The organism is Streptomyces sp. LS1784 (assembly GCF_020103755.1).
GTDB lineage: Bacteria > Actinomycetota > Actinomycetes > Streptomycetales > Streptomycetaceae > Kitasatospora.
Window position 1 is genome coordinate 1 of sequence record NZ_JAHSQD010000090.1, and the last position, 22,196, is coordinate 22,196.

At 72.5% G+C, this 22,196-nt stretch carries 5 protein-coding genes; 4 read left to right on the forward strand and 1 reads right to left on the reverse strand.

Annotation, left to right across the window (positions count from 1 at the left end; genetic code table 11):
• The 4 genes from KS423_RS13760 to KS423_RS13775 all read left to right on the forward strand — a co-directional run.
• A partial coding sequence (locus tag KS423_RS13760; RefSeq protein WP_224278877.1) for a hypothetical protein occupies positions 1-224 on the forward strand: 224 nt, incomplete at its 5' end.
• Positions 225-394: 170 nt separating this feature from the next.
• Entirely contained in the window at positions 395-844 is a 450-nt protein-coding gene (locus tag KS423_RS13765; protein ID WP_224278878.1) for a YbaB/EbfC family nucleoid-associated protein, read from the forward strand.
• A complete protein-coding gene (locus tag KS423_RS13770; RefSeq protein WP_224278880.1) occupies positions 837-1,136 on the forward strand; it encodes a hypothetical protein in 300 nt (99 codons plus the stop codon). The genes KS423_RS13765 and KS423_RS13770 overlap by 8 nt, the downstream gene beginning before the upstream one ends.
• A gap of 107 nt (positions 1,137-1,243) precedes the next feature.
• Entirely contained in the window at positions 1,244-21,289 is a 20,046-nt protein-coding gene (locus KS423_RS13775; protein WP_224278881.1) for a hypothetical protein, read from the forward strand.
• A gap of 64 nt (positions 21,290-21,353) precedes the next feature.
• On the opposite strand, the gene eccD is transcribed toward KS423_RS13775, so the two are convergent.
• A partial coding sequence (gene eccD / locus KS423_RS13780; protein WP_224278883.1) for a type VII secretion integral membrane protein EccD occupies positions 21,354-22,196 on the reverse strand: 843 nt, incomplete at its 5' end.

The window sequence follows — 22,196 nt, forward strand, 5'->3', positions numbered from 1 at the left end:
GGACCGCGGCCGCCGCCGAGGAGGCCCAGCTCTCGGGCCGGGGCATCCCCACCACCGGCGGCATGGGCGGTCCGATGATGCCGCCGATGGGAGCAGGCGCCGGCGCCGGGGCCGGCGCGCCCGGCCAGGGCGAGAAGGAGCGGCAGCGCACCACCTGGCTGTCCGAGGACGAGGAGGTCTGGGGCACCGACTCGGGCGCGGTGACGGGCGTCATCGGCCGCTGACGGACCGACCGCCGAGCCGGGACCGGCCGATCCGGCCCGGCGTCGAACCGCGGGCCGCGCCCCGGCCGTAGAGAGAACCGTACGACCCCACGAGCGGGTGCGTCCCGGGCCGGACCCCGGGCCCGGGACGCACCGCGGGGACACCGGGAAGAGACGGGAGACGCGGGCGGATGACGTTCTCGTACGCCGAGCAGATCGACCAGGCCATGGCGGCCCTGGCGGAACAGCAGGTCAGGATGGCCGAGGCGGCCAAGGAGCTGCAGGCGGCCACCGCCTCGGCGACCAGCAAGGACCGGATGGTCACCGCCACGGTGGGCGCGCAGGGCCAGGTGGTGTCCCTGGTCTTCCACACCACCGGGTACCGGACGATGGCTCCGGCGCAGCTCGGGACGGTGATCGCCGACGTGCTGAACACCGCCCGGGCCGACCTCGGCGAGCGGCTGGTCGAGACGATGGGATCGTTCAGCGGCCTGGGCGAGACCCTCCGGGCCTCGATGACCGGCGGCTCCGAACTGGACGAACTCTTCGCGCCGCTGCGGGAGATGCGCCCCGGCTACGCCGAGGCGGAAGCCGCGGAGGAGCGGCGCAAGCGCGACCGGCAGGAGGAGTTCCGTGGCTGAGCAGCTGAACGTGGGCGCGGACTTGGACGCCAAGTTCAAGAAGTTCGCGCCGCTCTCGGACATCCTCGACGACATCGGCCGCCGGTGCGACGAGATCAACACCTTCAACAAGGAGTCGGCCGGGAACGACGAGATCGGCAAGACGTACCACGAGAACGTGGACAGCGCGACCGTCGACCTGGTCAAGCTGTTCGCGACGGTGAGCACCGAGGTGGAGAAGCTCGGCCTCAAGGGCCGGCGGACCTCCCTGATCCTGCACAACGCGGACGAGGACGCCAGGCGCCACGCCTGACGGGCCCGCCCGGCCTCCCCGCTCCCGTCCCCGGCTTCCCGTCCCCACCGGCTCCCGCCCGCGGCCGTGCGCCGCCCGAGCTCCCCGAACGCCAGGAGTGCGCCCCAGTGTCGATCATGCTGCCGCCGGGCTTGGCGAAGTTCTTCAGCATCGTGACCGGCATGAAGTGGCCGGAGGCCGACGAGGACCGGCTGCGCACGGCCGGGGACGACTACCTGGCCATCGCCGCGGAGATCCCCGAACTCCGCGACTGGCTACGGCGGTTGCTGACCACCGTCCACGACAACGACGAGTTCGCGGGCGAGGCGGCCGACCGGTTCTACCAGCGGGTGCTGCCGCTCATCGGCGGCACCGGCGGCACCGACTACGTGACCTCGGCCGGCGTGATGGCGAAGCAGCTCGGGGACTTCGCCCACAAGGTGGCCAACCAGGTCGAGTACGCCAAGTGGATGATCATCGCCCAGCTCATCCAGCTGGTGGCCCAGATCGCCTGGGCGATCGCCATGCTGCCGATCACCTTCGGCGGCTCGGTCGCGGCGATCTTCGCGGCGTACGAGACCGCGGGCGCGATCATCAAGCAGATCTTCATCTGGCTGTTCAAGCAGCTCCTGCTGCACGAGTTCCTTTCCATCACCACCGCCGCGGTGATGGACGGGATCATCCAGGGCATCCAGATCGGCAAGGGCCACAAGGACAGCTGGGAGAAGGAGTCCTTCATCCAGGCCATCGAGATGGGCGCGATCAACGGCCTGCTCACCGGTCCGCTGGAGCTGCTCACCTTCGGCATCGGCAAGCTGTTCGGGCGGATCCTCGGCAAGGGACTCAGCAAGGAACTCCAGGCCGACCTCAAGGCGCTGGCCGGCTCCGAGTTCAAGAAGCTGTCGGAGAACGAGCTCAAGTCGCTGAGCGGCGCCGAGCTGAAGGAGGTCGTCGCCCTCCTGCGGAAGAACGAGACCAACCTCACCGTCCGGGAGGCCATCGCCCAGGTCCGGGAGAACCTCGCCAAGGACCTGGGCAAGACCGTCACGAAGGATGTCGGGAAGACGGTCCGGAACAACGCCCTCAAGGAGCTCGCCGACGGTGTCAGGAACAACGTCGCCAAGGAGGGCGCGGAGAGCGCCTTCAAGGGCGCCGGCAAGGAGGCCGTCGAGAACGTCGCGCAGAAGCTCAGCAAGGTCGAGAAGCTCACCCAGCAGATGGGGGAGGCGTTCGAGCAGCACCTCGTCCACCTGGGCGTCGACAAGGAGCTCTCGAACGCCGCCGGACGGCTGGTGGCCGCGCGGCTCGCCAGCGAGGGCGCCCGGCACGCCATCGATCTCGGAACCTTCAACAAGCTCGTGAAGACGCTGGCCGAGAGCGCCGGAGGGGTCGAGATCGGCGCGCTCAAGGCCGACCTGAAGGGCGTCCTCAAGAACATCGGCCAGATGCAGAACGAGCTGAAGCACCTCAGCGGCGACGCGCTGGAGAGCGGAACGAGGGACCTGGGCTTCCTCCGGGCGGAGCAGCAGCACCTCTCGGAGACCATCCGGGCCACCCAGGACCTCGCGGAGCGCGCGGTGGGCCTGATGGACGGCCTCCACCCGCAGACCGCCGGGCAGTTCCTGTACCGGCTCGGCGAGGGGGTCGGCAACTACCTGAAGGGGGGCGTCCAGAACGTCCTCAGCGAGGGGGCCTACAACCTGACCTTCGGCGAGGACCACACCTTCACCGTCAGCGTCGAGAGCTTCTACGGCGGCGTCGCGATGGGGGCGCTCGGCCACCTCGGGCACATCGCCGGCGGCCCGCTGCGGCTGAAGCTCGCGGACATCAACCTCCCCAACTACGCGCGCTTCCCGCTGGCCGTGGTGTCCACCCTGATGGGCCACCCGACCTCGCTGTGGGTCTCGCGCCCGGAAGGGGCCGGGGCCGGGGGCACCGTGCACGGGGCGGGACTGCCGGAGGGCACCCGGCCGGAACACCTGAAGCTGGACTCCGACGGCTCGGCCGCGCCGTCCGGGGACAAGTCCGCGAAGCCGTCGCCGAGCACCCCGGTGAAGGTGACCGGCGGGGACGAGGCGAAGGCGCCGTCCGCGTCGTCGAAGTCCTCCTCGGACACGTCCACGCCGGAGCCGCCGAAGCGGAGCACGACGGTCGGCGGCCCGAAGGAGGAGCCCGGGCACACGCCCGAGCACACGGCGCAGCAGACGTCGGAGTCGACCGCCGCGACGGCGCCGGCGCCCTCGCACACCACGCCTCCAGGGACGGAGACGCCGGTCCACGTGCCGACGACCGGCGGGCACCCGGAGCCGTCGCAGCAGCAGGGTGTTCACCAGGAGCAGCCGGGGGGCCACCAGCGGACCACCCACCACGTCGAGCAGGAAGCCCCCATCCAGCACCCGCTGTCCGCCGAGGACTTCGGCGACGCCACGACGTACGGCCGGCGCCTGACCGGCGCCGACGACCGAAGCGGCTGGGTGGTCGGCGACCCGCCCTCCGCCGAGGCCCTGAAGGCCCTGGACCTGCGCCCCCTGGACTCCTCGCGCTACGCCCTGGTGATGCACACCGATGCCGAGGGCCTGCCCGTCCACCAGGGCGAGGTGCTGAGCGCGGACAAGCTCGCCGGCGCCATCGGCGCGCTGGCCCGCAACGGGCAGCTGGACGGGCGGACGACGATCGACTTCGTCGCGTGCGGCCTGGCCGGGACGAGCCACACCGACTACGTCGCGGAGGTGATGGAGCAGGTCTGGAAGGACCCGAACCTGAGGCACCTGAAGGCGGTCGCGGCGGACGGACCGGTCTGGGTGGTGCCCGGGTTCGACGGCTCGACGACGGCGCGGACGGGCCCCGGAACCGGCCACCTGGTCGTCGCCGAGAACGTCGGCTTCGACGCGGCCGGCCGGCCGGTGCTGCAGGGCCGCGGCAACTGGGTCGAGTTCGTCCACTCGCCCTCCGTGGACGGCGGGCTGATCATGACCGTGCGCGGCTCGAAGCCGCCGGAGCACTACACCTCCGGCCGGGTCGCGGAGCCGATCCCGGGCACCGCGCGCTTCGGCGAGGCGGAGCCGAAGTCCGATGTCCTCCGGATGACCCGGTGGACGGAGGACGGCGGCACCTTCGTCAACCGCCCGGTTCCGTACGACCGGATCACCGTGGACGGCGAACGGCACGGTGCCAAGGCGATCGAGGACTGGCTCAAGGAGGGCGGTCGCCCGCTGGTCAAGGGGGACCTGGCGACGCTGGTGCAGCGCTTCCTGGAGGACGCCCCGCGCACCGACTACCGGCACGGCCAGCAGGACGAGTTCCTGGCCGACGTGTACCGCTTCGCCTCGTACGAGCGGCGCAGGGAGCACGTGGAGGCGATGGAGGCGGTCGAGCGGACCGCCAGGCGGGTGGTCGAGGAGTACCCGCCGACGGAGTACTACTACCTGGGCCTGGGGCGCAGCCCGGCCGGTGTGGTGGCGTACCTGCACGAGTCGGACCACGGCGCGATGTCGATGCCGCTGTCGAGCTTCCGGCCCAGGCCGCAGGATCCGATGGCGGTGGCCGGATGGGGCCTGGTCAGCGATCTGGGGCGGCCCAACCCGGTCCCGAGCGAGCGGCAGCTCGACCACCTCAAGATGGCGTTCGACACGGAGCTCGGCTCGCTGACGGCGGACGTGCTGCGGGGCCGCAAGGTACTGATGATCGACTACGTGCAGGGCGCGCAGTCGCTGGTGGCGGCCCAGCACTACGTGCAGGAGTACCTGCGCAGCCGGTCCGACCTGGACTCCCCGGTGGTGGAGGCCCTGGCCATGCACCAGCAGATCAACACCTCGTCCGTCAGCCGGATCGTGAACGCCATCGCCAACCCGAAGGAGCGCACGCTCTGGAGGCAGCTCGTGGGGGCGCCCACGGAGATGGTGAACCGCCGGCGGGAATGGCTGGACAAGTTCCACCTGCTGCCGCTCTCCGAGGACGGCCCCGTGGGGCAGTCCGGGGTCAAGCTGGGCGAGCTCCTGAAGAACGAGGCCTTCGACGGCTTCGCGCAGTTCAAGTCGCTCAAGATCCTGGAGGCGGACGCCCAGTGGGTCGAGGGCGCGGTGCGCCTGGTCGAGCTGCCGGACGGCCACTTCACCATCACCGAGCGCCAGCTCCGGGACATCCTCACCGGAACCCTCGCCGACCACTACAACCGGACCGGTGACCGGACGGTGCCGCAGGCGCTGCGCACCGAGCTGGAAATGGCCTTCCGCGACGCCCTCCGGGCCGAGAAGAGGGGCCAGGAAGGATCCCTGACCGACGCACTCGTGGCGGCGTACGAGCACCGGGCCGCGGCCGAGACGCCCGAGGCCTCCTCACAGCGCGCCAGGACCATGATCGACCACGCCATGACGGAACAGCCGTCGTACGAGGTCCTTCGGGAGGAGCTGCGCGACTACCTGGACCGGAGGGAGCACGGCGAGCCGTTCGGGGACTTCGGCAGCACCGTGTCGGGCCGCTGGATGGGCGACGTGAAGCTGGACGCCTCCCAGCGCTGGCACCTGGCCGAGGCGTTCTCGCGGTTCCCGGTGCGGGAGAACACCTTCACCGTGGCCGTCCACGGCGGGGCGGACGGGCAGCCCACCCGGGCCGGATCTCCGATCACCCCGGAGGAGATGGCCCGCACCCTGACCGAGCTGGCCGACCGCGGGATCTGGAACGGCACGGACGCGCTGAACTTCGTCGTCTGCGACCTCGCCGGCGGCGTGCAGGGCCACTACGTGACCGAGGTGATGCGCCTGCTCGGCGAGAAGGGCCTGGGCACCACGGCGATCGCCGCGAACGGGAAGGTCTTCTTCGTCCCGAAGGTCGAGGCCGGCTCCGTGGTGGAGGGTCCCGGGCACCTCGTGGTCGCCTCCCACGTCGGCTACGACCCGGCGGGCCGGCCGGTGCTGGTCCCGGGCGGCGAGTTCCTGGAGTTCCGGCGGCCGACCCAGGAGGACCCGCGGCCGGCCCCCGTCCCGCTCGGCGCGCACCTCGGACCGAACGGGCACGACGGCGCGCCGCCCGAGGGCTACGGACGGGCGGCGACCAAGGAGGAGCTGGACCCGAACCGGCAGCTCCCCGGGGCGCTGGCCTTCGCCGACCCGCCCGCGCACCCGACCACCCCGACCACCCCGCACGGCGACGGCGACGGCACGGGGTCGGCGTACCACTACACCGAGGCCCCGACGCACATCCGCGCCGAAGCGGACGGCGAGCGCGCGGAGCGGTGGCGGCAGACCCAGCGGGACCTCCAGGACAGGTACGAGACGAAGCTCTCCGAGGCCGCCGAGGAACTGCGGCTGGACCCGGACGGCAGCGGCCACCGGCGCGAGGAGGAGGCCGAACGGCGCCTGAGCGAGGCCCTCGACGCCCCGGACCGGTTCCCCGAGGGCGCACCGGCGGACCTGCGCGAGGCGGTGACCAAGCGGGCCCGGGCGATGATGTACACGGAGCTGGAGGCCCGCCCGGGCGACCGCGAGCGGATCCTCGGCGACCTCGACGGCCTGGTGCGGGTCGCCTCCGTCCGCGAGGCGGCCGTCCGGGTCGCGGTGCAGCACTTCGAACGGACGGTGGGCGCCTGGAGCGCCCCGCGGATCACCCACGGCGACACCGGCACCGCCCACACCCCCGAGCGCATCCCCGAGCCCGTCGTGGACCTCGTCCGGCACGACTTCACGGTGCGCGCGGAGGCGGAGGCCGCCCGGATCTACGCCGACGCGGAGAGCCTCGACGCGGCGGGCAACGCCCGGGCCGGGCAGGCCCTGCAGCGGCTCACCGAGCACGTGCGGGCGGAGCTCGTCCTGCACACCGACCGGGCGAACGCCCTCGCCGGGGCCAGGGAGCTGGTCGAGCGGGCCGGCACCGACTGGTACGACCGGCTGTCCCCGGCCGACCGGGAACTGCTCGCGGCGGGCGGGGTGACGGACCGGCCGGACCTGTCCCCGAGCAGCCTGCAGGCGATCCGGGACCGGCTGCGCGAGCGCGTCACCGCCGACTTCGACCGGGCGGTCGGTCCGCTCGACGAGGCGACCGGCCAGCGTCGGGACCGCGACGAGGCCGTGGAGCTGTTCACCCGCTCGCTGGCCGAACGCGAGGAGGCGCTGCCGCACGAGTTCGCCGTCCAGGCGGTCCGCGAGGCCGCGATCCGCCGGGCCGTCGAGGAGGCGGAGAAGGCGGCCGACTCCTGGGCCGGGAACGGCGCGCGCAAGGAGTTCGTCGAGAAGTTCGGCGGCGACGAGTCCGACGTCCTGCGGGCGAAGGCCACGGTGCTCCGCGACCTCGCGGGGGAACTGGACCGGGCGGCCGCGGAGCGCGTCGGTGATCCGGCCGGGCTGCGCGGCGCCCTCGACCGGCTCACCGACCCCGCCACCCTGACCGAGCGGCTCACCCACGAGGCCGCCCGCCTCGCCGTCCGCCGGCAGGCCACCACCGAGGCCCAGACGGCCGCCCGCGAGCACGGGCTGTCCGGACCCACCGCCGACCGCCTGACGGAAGGCCACGGCGACCGGGTCGCCCGGGCCTTCGACGAGTCCTTCCGCTCGCGCGAGGACACCGCCGAGCGCCACGAGCACTGGCGGCAGAGCCGCCGCGAACTCACCGAGGAGCTGGCCGAGCACGTCGCCTTCGAGCAGGAGGCCGCCCCCGCCCTGCGCGAGGCCGCCGGGGGCTTCGACGGAATCGCCGCGCGCCACGCCCTCAACGAGCAACTGACCGACCACCACAAGGGCGAGTACGGCGACGAGCTCTTCACCCGCTACCGCGAACTGTGGAAGCTCGCCCACCTCGACGCGGCCGGTTGGCGCAGCCACGAACGCGCCCACGAGAACGCCTTCGGCCGCCGGACGGAACCACGGCCCGAGGAGACCGCCGACCGGCCCGCGGAGGCCGGCGCCCTGACCGTCGTGGACAGGACGGCCGCCGCCCGGCCGGTCCGGGAGCGCGGCGACGAGGTCTCCGACCTGGTCGCCGGTGCCCTGACCCCCCGGAACGCCCCCGACCGGTCCGACCTCCGGGCGCCCGGGCAGGAGCGGTCGGTCGTCGAGGAGCCGTCCTCGGAGGCCGCTTCCCCAGAGGTCGCTTCCTCGGACGTCACCGTCCAACACGAGGCGCCGGCCGCGCCGGTCGCCGTTCCCGTGGCCGTCCCGCCGATCGCCCTCGGCCCCGAGGCGCGCACCGGTGTCCTCGCGCGGGTCAACGAACTGATGGGAGGGCCTGACGGCCGGCCGGGCCTGCACATGTCCTCCGGCCGCCACGTCGGGCTCAACGCACCGGGCCACACCACGCTCGCCGACGTCAAGGCGCTGGCCGACCGGCTGACCGAGCTCGGCGCCCTCGACCCGGCGGCCAGGGCCGCGGTGGACGCCCTGCACGCGGAGCAGGCATCGGCCGCCCCGGCGCCCGTCAAGGGGAGGCCGAGGTCCGCCGACTACGTGCCCCCGAAGCTGCGCAAGCAGGTGTTCGACCTGGCGAAGCCCGTGGTGGACGCGGCGGCCGACCTCCTCGGCGGCCCGCTCCGACCCGCCCACGCGGACCGGCTGGGTGTGCGGATCGGCGACGAGGTCGGTCCCGGGGCGGCCAACCGTCCGGACGACGTCCAGGCCCTCGCCACGAGCCTGCACCGGCGGGGCCGGCTCTCCGAGGCTGTGCGCGCGCGGCTGACGGAGAACCCGGCCGACGCGGAGGCCCGCACCACGCTGCACGAGGAAACGCTGAAGCTGGTCGCCGACCACCTGGCCGGACGGCTGGACCTGGCGGCCCCGGACAGCGGCCACCGGCTGGTGGCCGCCATGGACAGGCCCGACCTGACGATGTCCTGGAAGGTCGCCGGCACGGGCAGCCACTTCCAGGACTGGGCGACCGGCAAGCGGGAGGAGGCGCCGCCGCTGGCCGAGGACACCACGCTCAACTGCTGGGAATCGGTCCTGCTGGCGGCCCACCACGCCGGCCTGCTGTCCAAGGAATGGATCCGGGACGCCTACGCCGACCACGACGTGCCGGGCTGGGAGGCCCGACTGCGCGGCAAGCTGCTCCCGCACGGCCCCACCTCGTACGACTCCGGCAACCCCGAGAGCCCGCTGCCGCGCGCCGGCGACATCGTCATCACCAGCAAGGACCTCAGCCACGTGGCCCTCGCCACCGGGCGCACCAACGCGGACGGCGTGCCGCTGGTGCTGAGCTTCGGCGTGGAGAGCGAGAGCGGGAACTTCAGCGCGGACAAGGTCTCCGTCGCCCCCCTCGACGACGTCCTGATCATGCAGGCCGACTTCGGACCCGGCCCGTGGTTCCGGCAGGGCACGGACTCCGAGGCCCCCGTGCCGCCCCCGCGGCCCAGCCGGCTCGAAGTCCCCGCACAGCTGCCGCTCCCCGCCCCGGTCCGCACGGTCAGCCACGGCACCCCGGACCCGCAGCCCCTGGTGCCCCTGGTGCCCCGGCCCGGGACCGACCGCACACCGCGCTTCGTCGTCCGGTCCTCCTTCGACGCCCGGCGCTTCGACCACGGCGGACCGGTCACCGACCTGATGGTGCGGATCGCCTTCCGCGACGGCGGCGGGCACGACACCGGCGCGGTGTGGGACAAGGTCGTCCAGGGCGTGGAGGAGTACCTCAACAAGCCCGGCTACCGGCTCACCAACGGCGACCGGATGCACGTCACCGTCCTGCCCGTGGAACCCGGACAGAAGCCGCACCTGACCGTCGACCTGGTCGGCCACGACCGGCCGATGGACCAGCAGTCGTGGCGGCCGGACGCCGACCCGATCGACTACGCCCACGAGGTGGGCCACCAGATCGGCCTGCGCGACGAGTACCGCACCCAGGACCTCACCCACCGCCCCGACGTCAAGGGCAGCCTGCTCGGCGACCACCGCGCCCTCGCCCCGTCCGGGCTTCGGCAGGGTGGCCTGCGCGAACGCCACCTGTCGCTGATCTCCAGGGTCGTCGGCGACCTGGAGCGCCCGCCGACCTCCGGCCCGCGCGACCTGACCTGGCAGCAGGCCCGCGACGCGGCGGCATCGTACGAGCGCAACCACGTCTGGGTGGACCCGGTGTCCAAGCCCGGCACCGTCGGCCACGACGGCGGCCCGCAGGAGGTCGCCCCACTGATGGCGGACGGTGGATGGATCGATCCGCCGGCAGAGGGCGAATGGATCGTCATGCATCCTCCCTACGCTTCCGGCGACCAGTGGGGCATCGCGGCGGCCATGCTCATCAACAGCCGGCTGCACGTCCTGATCGCGCGCGGGCCGGGACCCGGGGAGGCCGGCCACGACCCGGTCCTGGACAAGTCCGCGCAGATCGAGGCGTTCTACCGTTCCGCCGGGATTCCCGACGCCGACCTCCGCATCCACGTCGTGACCGCGTCGAGCATGGAGAAGAGTGCCCTCTGGCGGACGCTGAGGACCGAAGCCACCAGTATCGCGGAGAACCAGTGGGGGGAGACCTGGGAGCAACGGCCCTGGGGGCAGGTGGTCAGGGGAATCACGGACGGCACCTACTACCTCGGCGGCGCGTTCAGGGAAGCGGAACACCGTGACGCCATCCGCGCCGCCTGGGGCATGAACGACCGGTTCGACCCGGAGATCGGTGTCTGGTTGACGAACCGGGGCATTCAGCCGCCCCCCGTCGACGCGAAGGTTCTCGTGCTCTGGTCCCGCTTCAGCGGCAAGGCGGCCCAGTGGTCCGACGTGTCCGGCCGGATGGAGCACGACACGAGCTTCGAAGGCATGCGGCAGCTGCTGCGCGAGTTCGCGGGCGACTACCACACGGTGATCATCACGGGTGATCCCCATCCCACCCGGAGTGGCAAGTGGAACGAACTGGTCGCGAGGATGCGCCACGAACTCGGGAAGGAGCAGATCCACCACGTCACCGGGTTCTGGCGGGGAAGGGACGAGAGTGTCTCGGCATGGACGCAGGACACCAGGGTGGGGCAGCTGCGGCTGTACGACTACTTCCACCGTCGCAACCAGCTGGACCACCTCGGATTCCGCTCCGGCAACCTGGAGTCCGTCGCCCTGATCGGTCACAACGTCTCCTACCTGGAGGAGTTCGACGCGACCGGAGCGAACCGGATGACGAGGTGGCACGTCGACACCATGACCGGCAAGACCTCGCTCGGGGGCGATCCGGTGGGCTACGAGCGGGTGCAGGTCTCCGCACCGCCCACCGCGTCCGGACAGCACGCCACGCCGTACGACGCCAAGCGGGACGGCCACCTGACGTTCACGCCGGAGGAATCCGCACTGTGGCGCAAACCGGCGGGCGTCTACACCCACCAGCGGGGCTTCGACTACCAGGCCCTCGTGGACGTCAGGGAAGGGCTGAGCCATTCGGCCCCGGGGATGCGGGTGGACCAGGACACGTTCTGGGCCGACCGCGTCCGGTACCTCCAGCGTCGGTACGAGAAGCTCCGTGCGGACTTCGTGACCCACGCGGACGGGGCGGACGTCGAGTCGTCCCTGACGCACTACGACGGGCAGTTCCGAGGAGAGATCGAACCGGGAACGGGCCTGGCCTGGTACCAGCAGATGACCCCTCTGCTGGAGACACCGGGGTACATGCCCGACCTTCTGCAGGGCTCCCGCGCCTATCGTGAGCCGTACCTGACGATGATGGGCCACCTCGGCGAGTACCGCGTCCTGCTGGAAGTGCCGCGGAACGGGGACGACTTCTACCACGCCGTGTCCGCTTGGTTCGGAACGGCCGGCGAGCCGAGGACGCTGCGTGACTGGGCCGTCAACTGGATGGACGCGAACCGGCAGCTCGTCGAGGAGTACGCGGGGAGGTTCGGGACCACCTATGAGTACCTCCGCACGACTGTCGGCACCGACGGCCGTTGGGCCGGGAACGCGGGCGTGATGGTCCCGCACCTCGTGGCCTCCGCGCTGGGCGTGAAGATCGACCTGCACGACGGGAACACATGGAAGCTGCTCAGCCCGTTGGACGGCACGTGGAACGGGGGACGTATCCAACTGGGGCTGGCCGACGGGCACTTCCGGCCGCTCGTGCGGGACGTCGCACCGGGCGGGACGGGCGGGCCGGGTGGGCCAGGGGGACCGGGAGGGTCGGAGAGCCTCGGGAAGCGGTCGCAGCCGGACGATGACGACGGTGGGCAGGGCGAAGACCAGACCAGCAAGAAGCCCAAGTCGACACTGCCGCCGCCGGCGTCGACCGGGCAGGACGGGCAGGTCGTCGCCGCGCACACGCCGATCGGGCTGGGCGGGGGCGGGATGCCGGTGCCCGGGCCGCTGCACGAGCGGGTGCAGGCGCTGGAGCACCTGTCCTCGGAGGAGCGGCGTCTCCTGGTGGAGGACGGCGCCTTCCAGGAGAGCCTGCGTCAACTGGAGCCGGAGGACTACGCGCAGGCGGCGGCGAAGCTGCTCATCGACGTCGATCCCCGGACCCACCAGCCGGTCGCCGCACGCAGGACGGCCGAGAACCTGGTCGCGCGGATGCTGGCGAACAAGGCGGTCGCGGAGCGGGTGGTGGCGTCGGGCGTGCGGATCGGCGTGGTGCCGCGCGACGTCCCGATGACGGAGGTCTCCGGCTTCGTGGCCTCCGAGCACGGCACGGGCGACGGTCGCGACTGGTCGGTGGTCCGGGGATCGAGCGGGCCGACGACTGTCCTGATCACGGAGGAGAACCTGCTCGGCGCCAGGACGCGGATCGGCCGGATCCCGACGTATGCCGAGGGGTACTCCAGCTCCGCCCACGAACTCGCCCACACGATCCACGAGTTCGGCCTGACGCAGGCGGAGAAGGAGCTGATCGGGCAGGCCTACCGGGAGCGGAGCGTCGCGGACGCCCTGGCGGAGCTGTTCGGTGAGGAGCCCCTCACGGACTGGCCCGACGGCGGACTGAACGACGGGGAGGGCAACCGGGTCGGCAACTACTCGGCGCGCAACGAGCACGAGTTCTTCGCGCAGCTGGTCACCGCGTACCTCGGGCACAACCACGGCAACGACCCGTCCACGGGGCTGCCCCGCAACAACGGCGCCGAGTGGGTGCGGGAGAACGCGCCGGAGCTGGTGGAGCTGCTGGGCGACCTCTTCGGGCACGGCCCGCAGCCGGAGCGCACGGAGCCCGCCAACAAGGTCGGTCGGACGGATGCCGAGGAGCAACTGTTCGAAGGTTTCCGGGAGTTCATGGAGACCGCGACGACGAAGACGGAGGAACAGCCGCTCCACGTCGAGGTGCAGGAGCAGCCCGCGCACATCGAGGTGCAGGAGGAGTCCGCCCAGCACACGGAGGACGAGTCCGACCACCTCTCGCTGGACCAGCAGATCGAGCTGGCCCTGAACCCGGGCGCCACCGAGAACACCGTGACCGAGAACACTGTGACCGAGAACCCGGTGACCGAGAACACCGTGACCGAGAACACCGTCGTCGAGGACACCGTGGTCGAGCCGCCCCTCGTGGTCGCCGCGCCGATCGTCGTCCCGCCGCCGGAGCAGCCGCTCGTTCCGACCCCGCCCACCCGTCTCCGGGAGCGCGGGCTGTCCGCCTACGACGTGCTGGTGCACCTGGAGAACCTCCCGGCGCAGCACTTCGAGAGCCTCGTGGGCCGGTTCACCGCGGCGCTGCACGGGGACGGGAAGGCCGCGCGGACGCTCGCGGAGAGCCTGTTCGGCAGCGAGACGCTGCGTCCGACGGTGTCCGCGCTGTCCCGGGGGGACGTGCGGGAGGTGCCGTTCCAGGCGGGCCGGTGGTCCGGCCAGATCAGGATCAGCGCCGCCCTGGGGGAGGCCCGTCACCTCAAGACGCTGCGCAACTTCGAGTTCGAGTACGGCTCGGAGCAGCAGAGCACGGTCGGCGTCTCCAAGGACCGGCTCACCCAGGTCAACGCGGGCGCGCAGCTCAGGGCGAAGCTGGGCAGCGCCCGGGACCTCACCGAGACCCTCGGCTACCAGCACGGCTGGATGAACGGCAGCACCTCCGCCGAGGCCAGCCGGACGAGCGCCCGGGGCAAGACCGTGGAGCTGGCGGACCTCTTCGAGGCCCCGTTCACGCTGACCGTGGAGTTCCTGGACGCCAAGTTCCACGGCGCGCCCGGCCCGTGGCACACGCCGCAGCCGATCGACCTCCCGGTCACCGGCCACGTCGCCGTGCCGAAGCGGGAGACCGCCAACCTGCCGCCGGTCGCCGAGGCGCACTACGCGGTGCCGCTGGAGGTCTCCGAGCACCGGCGGCTGGCCGGCTCGCACATCGTCACCGACGTGTGGCCGCTCGAACCTCCCCGGCGGCGCCAGGGGGAGAACGATGCGAACGAGGTCGAGATGACGGACCTCAACCAGCGGCAGCCCGCCGTCCCGCCGATCGGGAAGTTCGTGGCGGGCTTCGAGGAGGCGGCCGAGCGCTACTTCGGCAGCCGCTGGCCGGAGCTGCGGCGCCGGCTGCTGACGGAGCTCGATCTCGGCACCCTCCAGCAGGAGCTCAAGGGGACGATGGCCGGGCAGAAGCTGACCATCGTGGACGACAGCCTGGTTGGGGCGGCCGCGATGATCACCATCGGCAGCGGGTCGGTCGCCCGGATGCGGCAGGTCCACACCCTGCCGACCACCGAGATCAACATCTCCACCGCCACCACCCGCGCGCACGTCGAGCAGACGACCACGAGCAAGGAATGGCACATGCTGCCGTCCTCGGTCACGAACAAGACGGACGGGAACTTCGTCGGCGGCGGCGGTCTGGGCGCCAGGGCCGGGCGGGACGGGGTCGGGCTGCACGGCTCCGGCTCCGACCTGGGGAACGGCACCAAGATCAAGCGGCCGGCGGTGCTGTTCGAGGGGGCGGCCGACCTGACCGTAACCTTCGGCTGGAGCGGCGGGTTGCTGCCCCATCCCGCCGAGGCGACCACCCGCGTGGAGCTCGGCTTCCGGACCGTGATCGACCAGGACGAGGCCGTCCTGGTCACGGGCGCCGACCACGTCGTGGAGGGCACGAACCCGCCCGAGTTCGTCGCCCAGCGGCCCGCCCCGCCCCTCACCCCCGCCCACGAGACGGGCGCGCTGGTACGGGCCCCGCTGGACGCGGTGTGGACCGGCCTGCCCGATACCACCGTCGTGCGGGACCTGCGCGACATCACCCCGCTGCACACCGAACTCGACCGCGTCGGCGCGCTGCTGCTCGGCGAGAAGGCCTGGAAGGAGGTGCGCGAGGACGTCCTCCAGGCCTACTCGCACAGCGCGGTCAGCGCCCACCTCGTCGGCATGTCGCGCGGCTCCGCGCTGCGCGGCCCCGAGGTCACCATGGGCCCGCTGAAGGACCTGCACCTCGCCACGACCGTACGGCTGCACCGGATGACCCACCTGCGCGGCCAGGCGACCGCCGAGCTGAACCCGGTCCGCGAGACCAGCACCTTCGACTCGGCCCGCCACCTGCGCTCCGACACCGTCAACGGCCAGTTCCAACTGGCCGGCAAGGGCACGGTGTTCACCCACGAGAACGTGCTGAAGGCCTCGGGCAAGCCCTTCGAGGACGTCCTCCAGGGCACCGTCGTCCCCTCCCTGGAGTCGCGGATCCGCGACGGCTGGCGCAGCGGCGAGTCCGACAAGGGCTACGCCAACGGCAAGTACCTCAGCCCGCAGGAGCTGTACCGGGCCGAGTTCGAGGTGCTGCTGAAGGTCAACGGCCGGGACTTCGGGCCGGTCCTGCTCACCACGGAGCTGAGCCTGGAGCAGGTGCACACGGCGCCGCACACGATCGCCCCGAACGAGCGGCACGGCTTCGTGGTGCCGCCGGGGCTGCACGAGCAGGCCCTCACGCCGCCGCCGCACGTTCCCCAGCGGGCCGACGAGCAGGCCGCGCCGCCGCTGCGCCTCGGCCAGTCCGACGTGGTGCTCAGCCTCGGCCGCGGCGACACCGCGGTGCTGCGGACCGTCCTGGACGCGCTCCAGGCGCACACCGGACGGCCGGTGCCCGCGAACGTCGAGGCACTGCTCGCCCGGTCGATCGACGCGTACGGCCTCAAGTCCGCGCTGTCCCGGCTCAGCCGGGGCGGACGGATCCGGGTGCCCCTGGAGTTCGACGGCTGGAAGGGCACGGTCGTGGTCGGGGGCGACCTGCTGCGCCCGCAGCCCCGGGAGGAGCTGCTCGCCTCGTTCGAGTTCGAGTCCGGCAGCCAGCAGCGCACCACCACCGGCACCACCGCGGACCTGCGCACCCGGCTCCGGATCCGCGCCCGGGCGGGGATCACGCTGCCCTATGTCAACCTCACCGGCGAGTACACGCACACCCGGGACTTCGTCAAGGGCATCTCGATCGACCGGGTGGGCGGCACCAACAGCCGGGGCAAGAGCGTCGAGCCGGCCCGGCTCACCGACGTGGACGCCGTGTTCACGGTCACCTTCGAGACGAGCAAGCGGTCCCACGCGATCGCGCCGCCCGCCCCCGTCACGGCGTCGGCCGTGGTGGCCGCGCCCCAGCGCGTCCGGGAGGCGGTCCCGCGGATGCTGCCGACCCACCGGCTCGGCTCCTCCGACGTGATCACCGCCGTCCACCTGAACCAGGACCGCAGCGGAACGGTGCACGACCTGGTCCTCGGTCTGGGTGCCACCCTGTTCGGGAACGGGGGCCACACCGTCGCCGACTTCCTGGGCAAGGACTGGACGGGCATGGCGCGGAAGCTGTCCGCGAGGCTGGACTTCGACCGGTTGCAGATCCAGCTCAAGTCGGTGATGGCCGGCCACCCGCTGGTCGTGGAGCACGGCCGGAGCACGGCGGTGATCACCGCCGAGGTGGTCCAGTTGACCCCGACCGGGCGGCCGCCGCAGGTCGAGTTCAACATCGGGAACAGCCACCAGACCTCGCTCACCAGCTCCGACGGCGGGACCAACACCGGCGGCGGCAGCGGTCACGCGTTCACCGGCGGCCTCTACGTCACCGGCGACCCGGCGGGCACCGGGGTCGGACCGGTGGGCGGCCCCACCTTCACCTACGCCAAGGGCGTGGACCGGCTGGAGCACGGCAACGACTCCAGCAGCAGCGGCACCGCGATCAAGAGCAAGGTGGCCGCGGTGGCCCACCAGGCCGCGGTGGTGCTGAAGATCCGCTTCGAGCACGAGCCGGTCGTCCTGCTGCACCCGGCCGACGCCATCCGCCCCGACCGCGTACCCCGGCCCTCGGACGACGACCGGTCGGTGCTCGGCAAGGTCAACCGGAGCCTCACCCGGATCGGCGACCAGCTGACCGGCCTCGGCCGCTACCGGCGCACGCTCGTCGAGGCCACCATCCACGCCGACGTGCTGATGGAGACCGGCCGCGACGAGGCCGTCGTGCCGTCGCGCTACGGCGCCCCGAAGACCGGGTTCCCGTCACTGCGCCCGCCCGAGGAGGTCGGCACGAGGGTGCTGCGCAGGCCGCCCGAGTCCCTGTTCCGGGAGGGCGTGCGGGACGTCGGGATCCTGCGCTGGATCGACGACACCTCCGGCGTGCGGGACCTGCTCACCGTGTTCGGGCCGCGCTTCTTCAAGAAGGGCACCTGGTCCTGGCTGGAGTCCGTCGCCCGCAACACCCACAGCCACGCCCAGCTGTCCGCGCTGTTCGGCTCGGTCTCCCGGGGACGGGACGTCCAGCACTTCGAGGACGGGCCGGACCGCGACGTCCTGGCACCGGGCGGCCGGAGCATCACCACCCCGTCGGTCGGCAAGCGTTTCCTCGTCGACGACGCCGACGTGACGGCCACCGTCTCGATCGTCCAACTGGAGTACCAGCGCGACAACACGGCCGCCGCGATCAGCCCCGCCAACGACAGCGGCGGCGGCGGACGGCACACCCGACTGGACTGGGGCCAGTGGAACCTCCAGGTCCAGGGCGGGGCCAAGGCCGGACTGGACGGCGGCGTCGACCTCAGCGGCCTGCTCACCGTCGGAGGCGGCAAGCGGTGGCGCGAGGGGCCGTCCACCGGGGCCTCCGGCAAGATCGTCGCCGGGGCCAAGTTCCCCGAACCGACCGCCCGCTACACCGGCTACGCCGAGGTCGAGGTCACCTTCCGCGACGGCGACCGGACCCTCACCGAGAAGGGCCTCGTCCCGATCGAGATGGAGGTGCCGATCGGCGAGACCACCGAACTGACCTCGGCCGGCCACCAGCGGGTGCTCTTCACCGCCCTGCACCCCGAAGGCGAGACGACCCATCGCAACTCCGTCTCCGACGCCGTCGCCGACCTGCTCGCCACCCCGCTGGCGGGCGCCGGCGACAGGGTGCACCTGCTGGCCGACCCTAACGAACGCGACACGCCCGCCTACCACGACCTGGTGGAGGCACTGCGCGTGCTCTCGCACGACGACCCGTACTTCACCATGGTCTTCCACGGCCGGCCGGAGGACGGCGCCCCGCTCCTGCACGGCGAGGAGGTGACCCCGGAGCAGTTCGCGGGGGCGCTGCTGCGGCTCGCCGAGGGCGGCCAGTGGCAGGGCGAGCCGCTGCGGTTCCTGTCCTGCAACAGCGCGGTCGGCGGGGCGGGCTCCTTCGCGGGCAGGACCGTGCAGGCCCTGCACGAGCAGCTCGCCGCTCGCCGGGCCGAGGCCGCCCTCGGCGGGCAGCCGCTCAGCGAGAACCTGGCCCGCCTCACCGACCTGGTGGCCTTCGCCGGCAACGGCTCGGTCTACCTCACCGTCGGCAACGACCCCCGGGCCGTGGTGGCCCGCACCGTCGGCTTCACCGCCGACGGACGCCCCCTGGTCGACGGCCCCGGCGACTGGCTGCGCCTGCACGTCGAGGAGGACCAGGTCCGCACCACCGCGCTCGGCCAGGAACTCCTCCACGAAGGCCAGGAGCGGGTGCCCCTCGCCACCGAGGACGACCCGATCGACCCGAACCAGCCCGCCCCGGTGCGGCTGCTCGACGAGGAGGACGTCGCGCCGGTGGTCGAGGAGCAGGCGGACCACGATGCCGAGCCGGTGGTGGAGGACCCGGCGCCGGTCGTGGTACCGGTCGCCGGTCACGGTGCCGCGCCGGTCGTCGAGCAGGACGTGGCGCCCGCCGCCCCGCCGGTGGGGCCTCCGACGTGGCAGGTCCAGCGGAGGCGCGCCTGGGCCCTGCTCCAGCCGGAGCCGGAACCGCAGACGATGCCCGGACCGAAGACGGAGCAGGAGACGGCGGCGGAGAACGCGGTCAGGGCGGCGAACCTGAGGCGGCTGGCCTACGACTACGGGACCGGGGCGGACGCCCTCACGGCGCTGACGGCCCGGTTGCGCGAGCGCCCTGCCGGCACCGACGCCACCGTGGCCGTCACCCGACCGGACGGTCATGACGCGTTGCTGACCCTCCGCCTGCACGAGGACGGCTCACTGAGGCTCGTGCGGCCGGACGGAGGCGAAAGGCCCGTCACCATCCGCACGGACGAGGCGGAACCGACCACCCGGATCCTGGAGGTCCCTGCCGAGGCCGACGGCGCCGAGGCACCCCTCCTCCAGGAGGCGGGCCGGGTCACGTCCGAGACCCATCTGTGGGTGACGATGTCGAACGACCACGTGTCGGGGGAGGCGCTGACCCGACTCGGAGCGAACACCTACACCATCAGGGCGGAGAACTCCGGTGACATGTACCACATGCGCGCCGCCCTGATCGCCCACCCGGACCGCGCGTTGCTGGTGTGGAACGTCAGCGAGTCGACCAGGAGGCAGGTTGAGGGGATCATCAACCTGCACGACGACCTCTTCACCCAGGGGCGCAGGATCCACTACACGACGGAAACGAGGCTTCCCACCGGCCAGTCCTGGCGGAACGAGACGGCGGCCTCGGAGGACATCGCGACGCGACTGACGAGGAGTGTCGTCGGCGACCACATGAGGCTGACCGACAGGATCCTGCCGAGGCAGCGCAGGTTCCCGTCGACCAATGACCAACTCGCCCTCATGGTAAGGAAACTGACGGAGATTCAGGCTGACGTGAGCCGCTATCGCGGCCGGGGCGAGGAGGGCGGGGAGCTCTCGCTGCGGGCGGCCCGCATCGCGGAACTCGGCGATGCCTACGGGCACTACACCGAGGAGGAGGCGGAGGCCTTCCAGCAGGACCTGGAGAATCCGGCACTGGGGCGCTTCGAGCCGGGGCAGAACTACGTGATCGTGACGTACCGGGACAGCGGCCACAGCAACCGTGCCGGCGCCAACGCGCCGGCGCTCGACACCGGGCTGGAGGGAGTCCGCCAGATCATCGAGCAGGTGCAGGAAGCGGCCAACGGCCGCTTCCGGGTCGTCGTGATGGGCGAGGAGCCGGCGGAGTGGTCCGGGCCGGCCCTGCAGAACTACTGGAACTGGCCGTCGGTCGGAAACCGGCGCAAGGAACTCGCCCTCCTGAGGTACCTCGCGGACGAGTACAACATCGTCGGCGCGGTCGGCATGCGCAGCGGCGTCATGGACGAGCTCGCCTTCGCCGGGATCAAGGTCATCTCGATCGACATCAGCCCACACCGGAACGAAGGGGACGGGATACCGAACCTCAAGCAGTCCAAGGGCTGGACCCGCGGCCTGCGGTTCGAGGAGGCGTACGAGCGGAACTACGGTCGGGCGTTCGTCACCGATCCCAGGCCGGAGGACACCACCTACGCGGCACCGGGCGCCACCACCCCGGTCCCGTTCCCCGGCCGGTTCAGTGCCGATGACGTCCTGACAATCCGCAGCGCCGTCGAGTTCTACCTCGTGGACGACCCGGACTCCGCGGGGTTCCGGCACGATTCCCACCCGCACGAGCGGCTCCGCGTGGAGGCCGCCCTGGACCGGCTGGGACCCGTCGCCACCATGACCGGCCTCCAGCTGGCCCAACGGACCCTGCCCTACCTGCGCGAGTTCAGGGAGTTCAAGGCGCGGATCCCCGAGGTGTGGGACCTGGTGGAACCGAGGCTGATGGAGGCGGAGGACGCGGCCGCCGACTACCAGAACCGGGCCGCCGAAGCCTGCCGGCAGGCCGTGGCCGACTTCCCGGAGGGGCTGACGGCCCTCGGCGTCACCGCGGCGTCCGACCTCCTGGCGAAGGTCGGGCCCGGCCCGCTCAGCGCGCAGCACCCGATCGAGGAGGTCGGTGCGATGTTCATCGAAGAGATCCGGACGGCACTCCGGAAGGCACTCCCGAAGGGGGCCACGCCCGCGGTCAGGGAGTGGATCACCAATGCGAGCCCGGAGCAGCTGCGGACCGTCCTCAGGCGCTGCCTGGAGGTGTACGGCGGGCTCCCGTAGGAGAACGGGACGGGCCCCGGCCGGAGGTGTCCGGCCGGGGCCCGTCGGGGTGGTGCGGGGCGGGTCAGCCGCCGAGGCCGCGCAGGGTGTGGTAGATGCCGCAGGCCTGGAGGGCGAGGGGGAGGAGGGAGAGGGCGCAGAGGGTGTGCAGGATGTCGGCGATGCGGCCCCAGTAGGGGAGCAGGCGGCGGCCGGGGACGGTCCAGGCCGCGACGAGGAGGGCGGCGGTCAGCGTCAGCAGGGTGGCCAGCAGGAGCAGGCGGTCGGTGGTCGAGGCGCCGGCGGTGGCGCGGGCGAGCAGCACCAGGCCGCCGAGGACGCCGGGCAGCAGGATCGCCAGGCGCTGGCGGATGCTGCCGACGGCTCGTCCGTGCAGCAGGAGCAGCAGGCTGAGCGCGGCGGCCTCGGCCGGGCCGGCCCAGCCGTCGGTGAAGGGCAGCACGGCCAGGCAGACGGCGCAGACGGCGCCGATCGCGGTGTGCAGGGCCATCAGGTAGTCGTCGGCGACCAGGGCTCGGGGCAGCACCGCGGAGGCCGGGACCGGCTCGATGTTCTCCTGGAGCTCCTCGGCGTTGCGCGGCAGCATCGGCAGCCGCAGCCCGGACAGCCGGAAGGCCAGCGAGGGCACGAACGCGCCGACCAGCACGGCCGCCACCGCGATGACCGCGACCAGCTGGGCGAGCGTCAGCCCGGCGAGCACCAGCACCCCCGACAGCACCCCGAGCAGCGCCACCAGCGCCACCCCGAGGAAGAGCGGGGCCGCCGCCCCCACCGCCGCCACGGCCAGCACGGCCGCCCCGGCTCCGGCCGAGGAGGCCGCCAGGATCCGGGCGCCGAGCAGTTCTCCCCCGTCGGAGCCGCCCGGCCCGGTCGGCAGCAGCAGCGCGGCGAGCGCCAGGTACGGGAC

Bases quoted from the DNA above. Each gene is read 5' to 3' on its own strand.
- KS423_RS13765 (WP_224278878.1), top strand. From the start codon at position 395: ATGACGTTCTCGTACGCCGAGCAGATCGACCAGGCCATGGCGGCCCTG.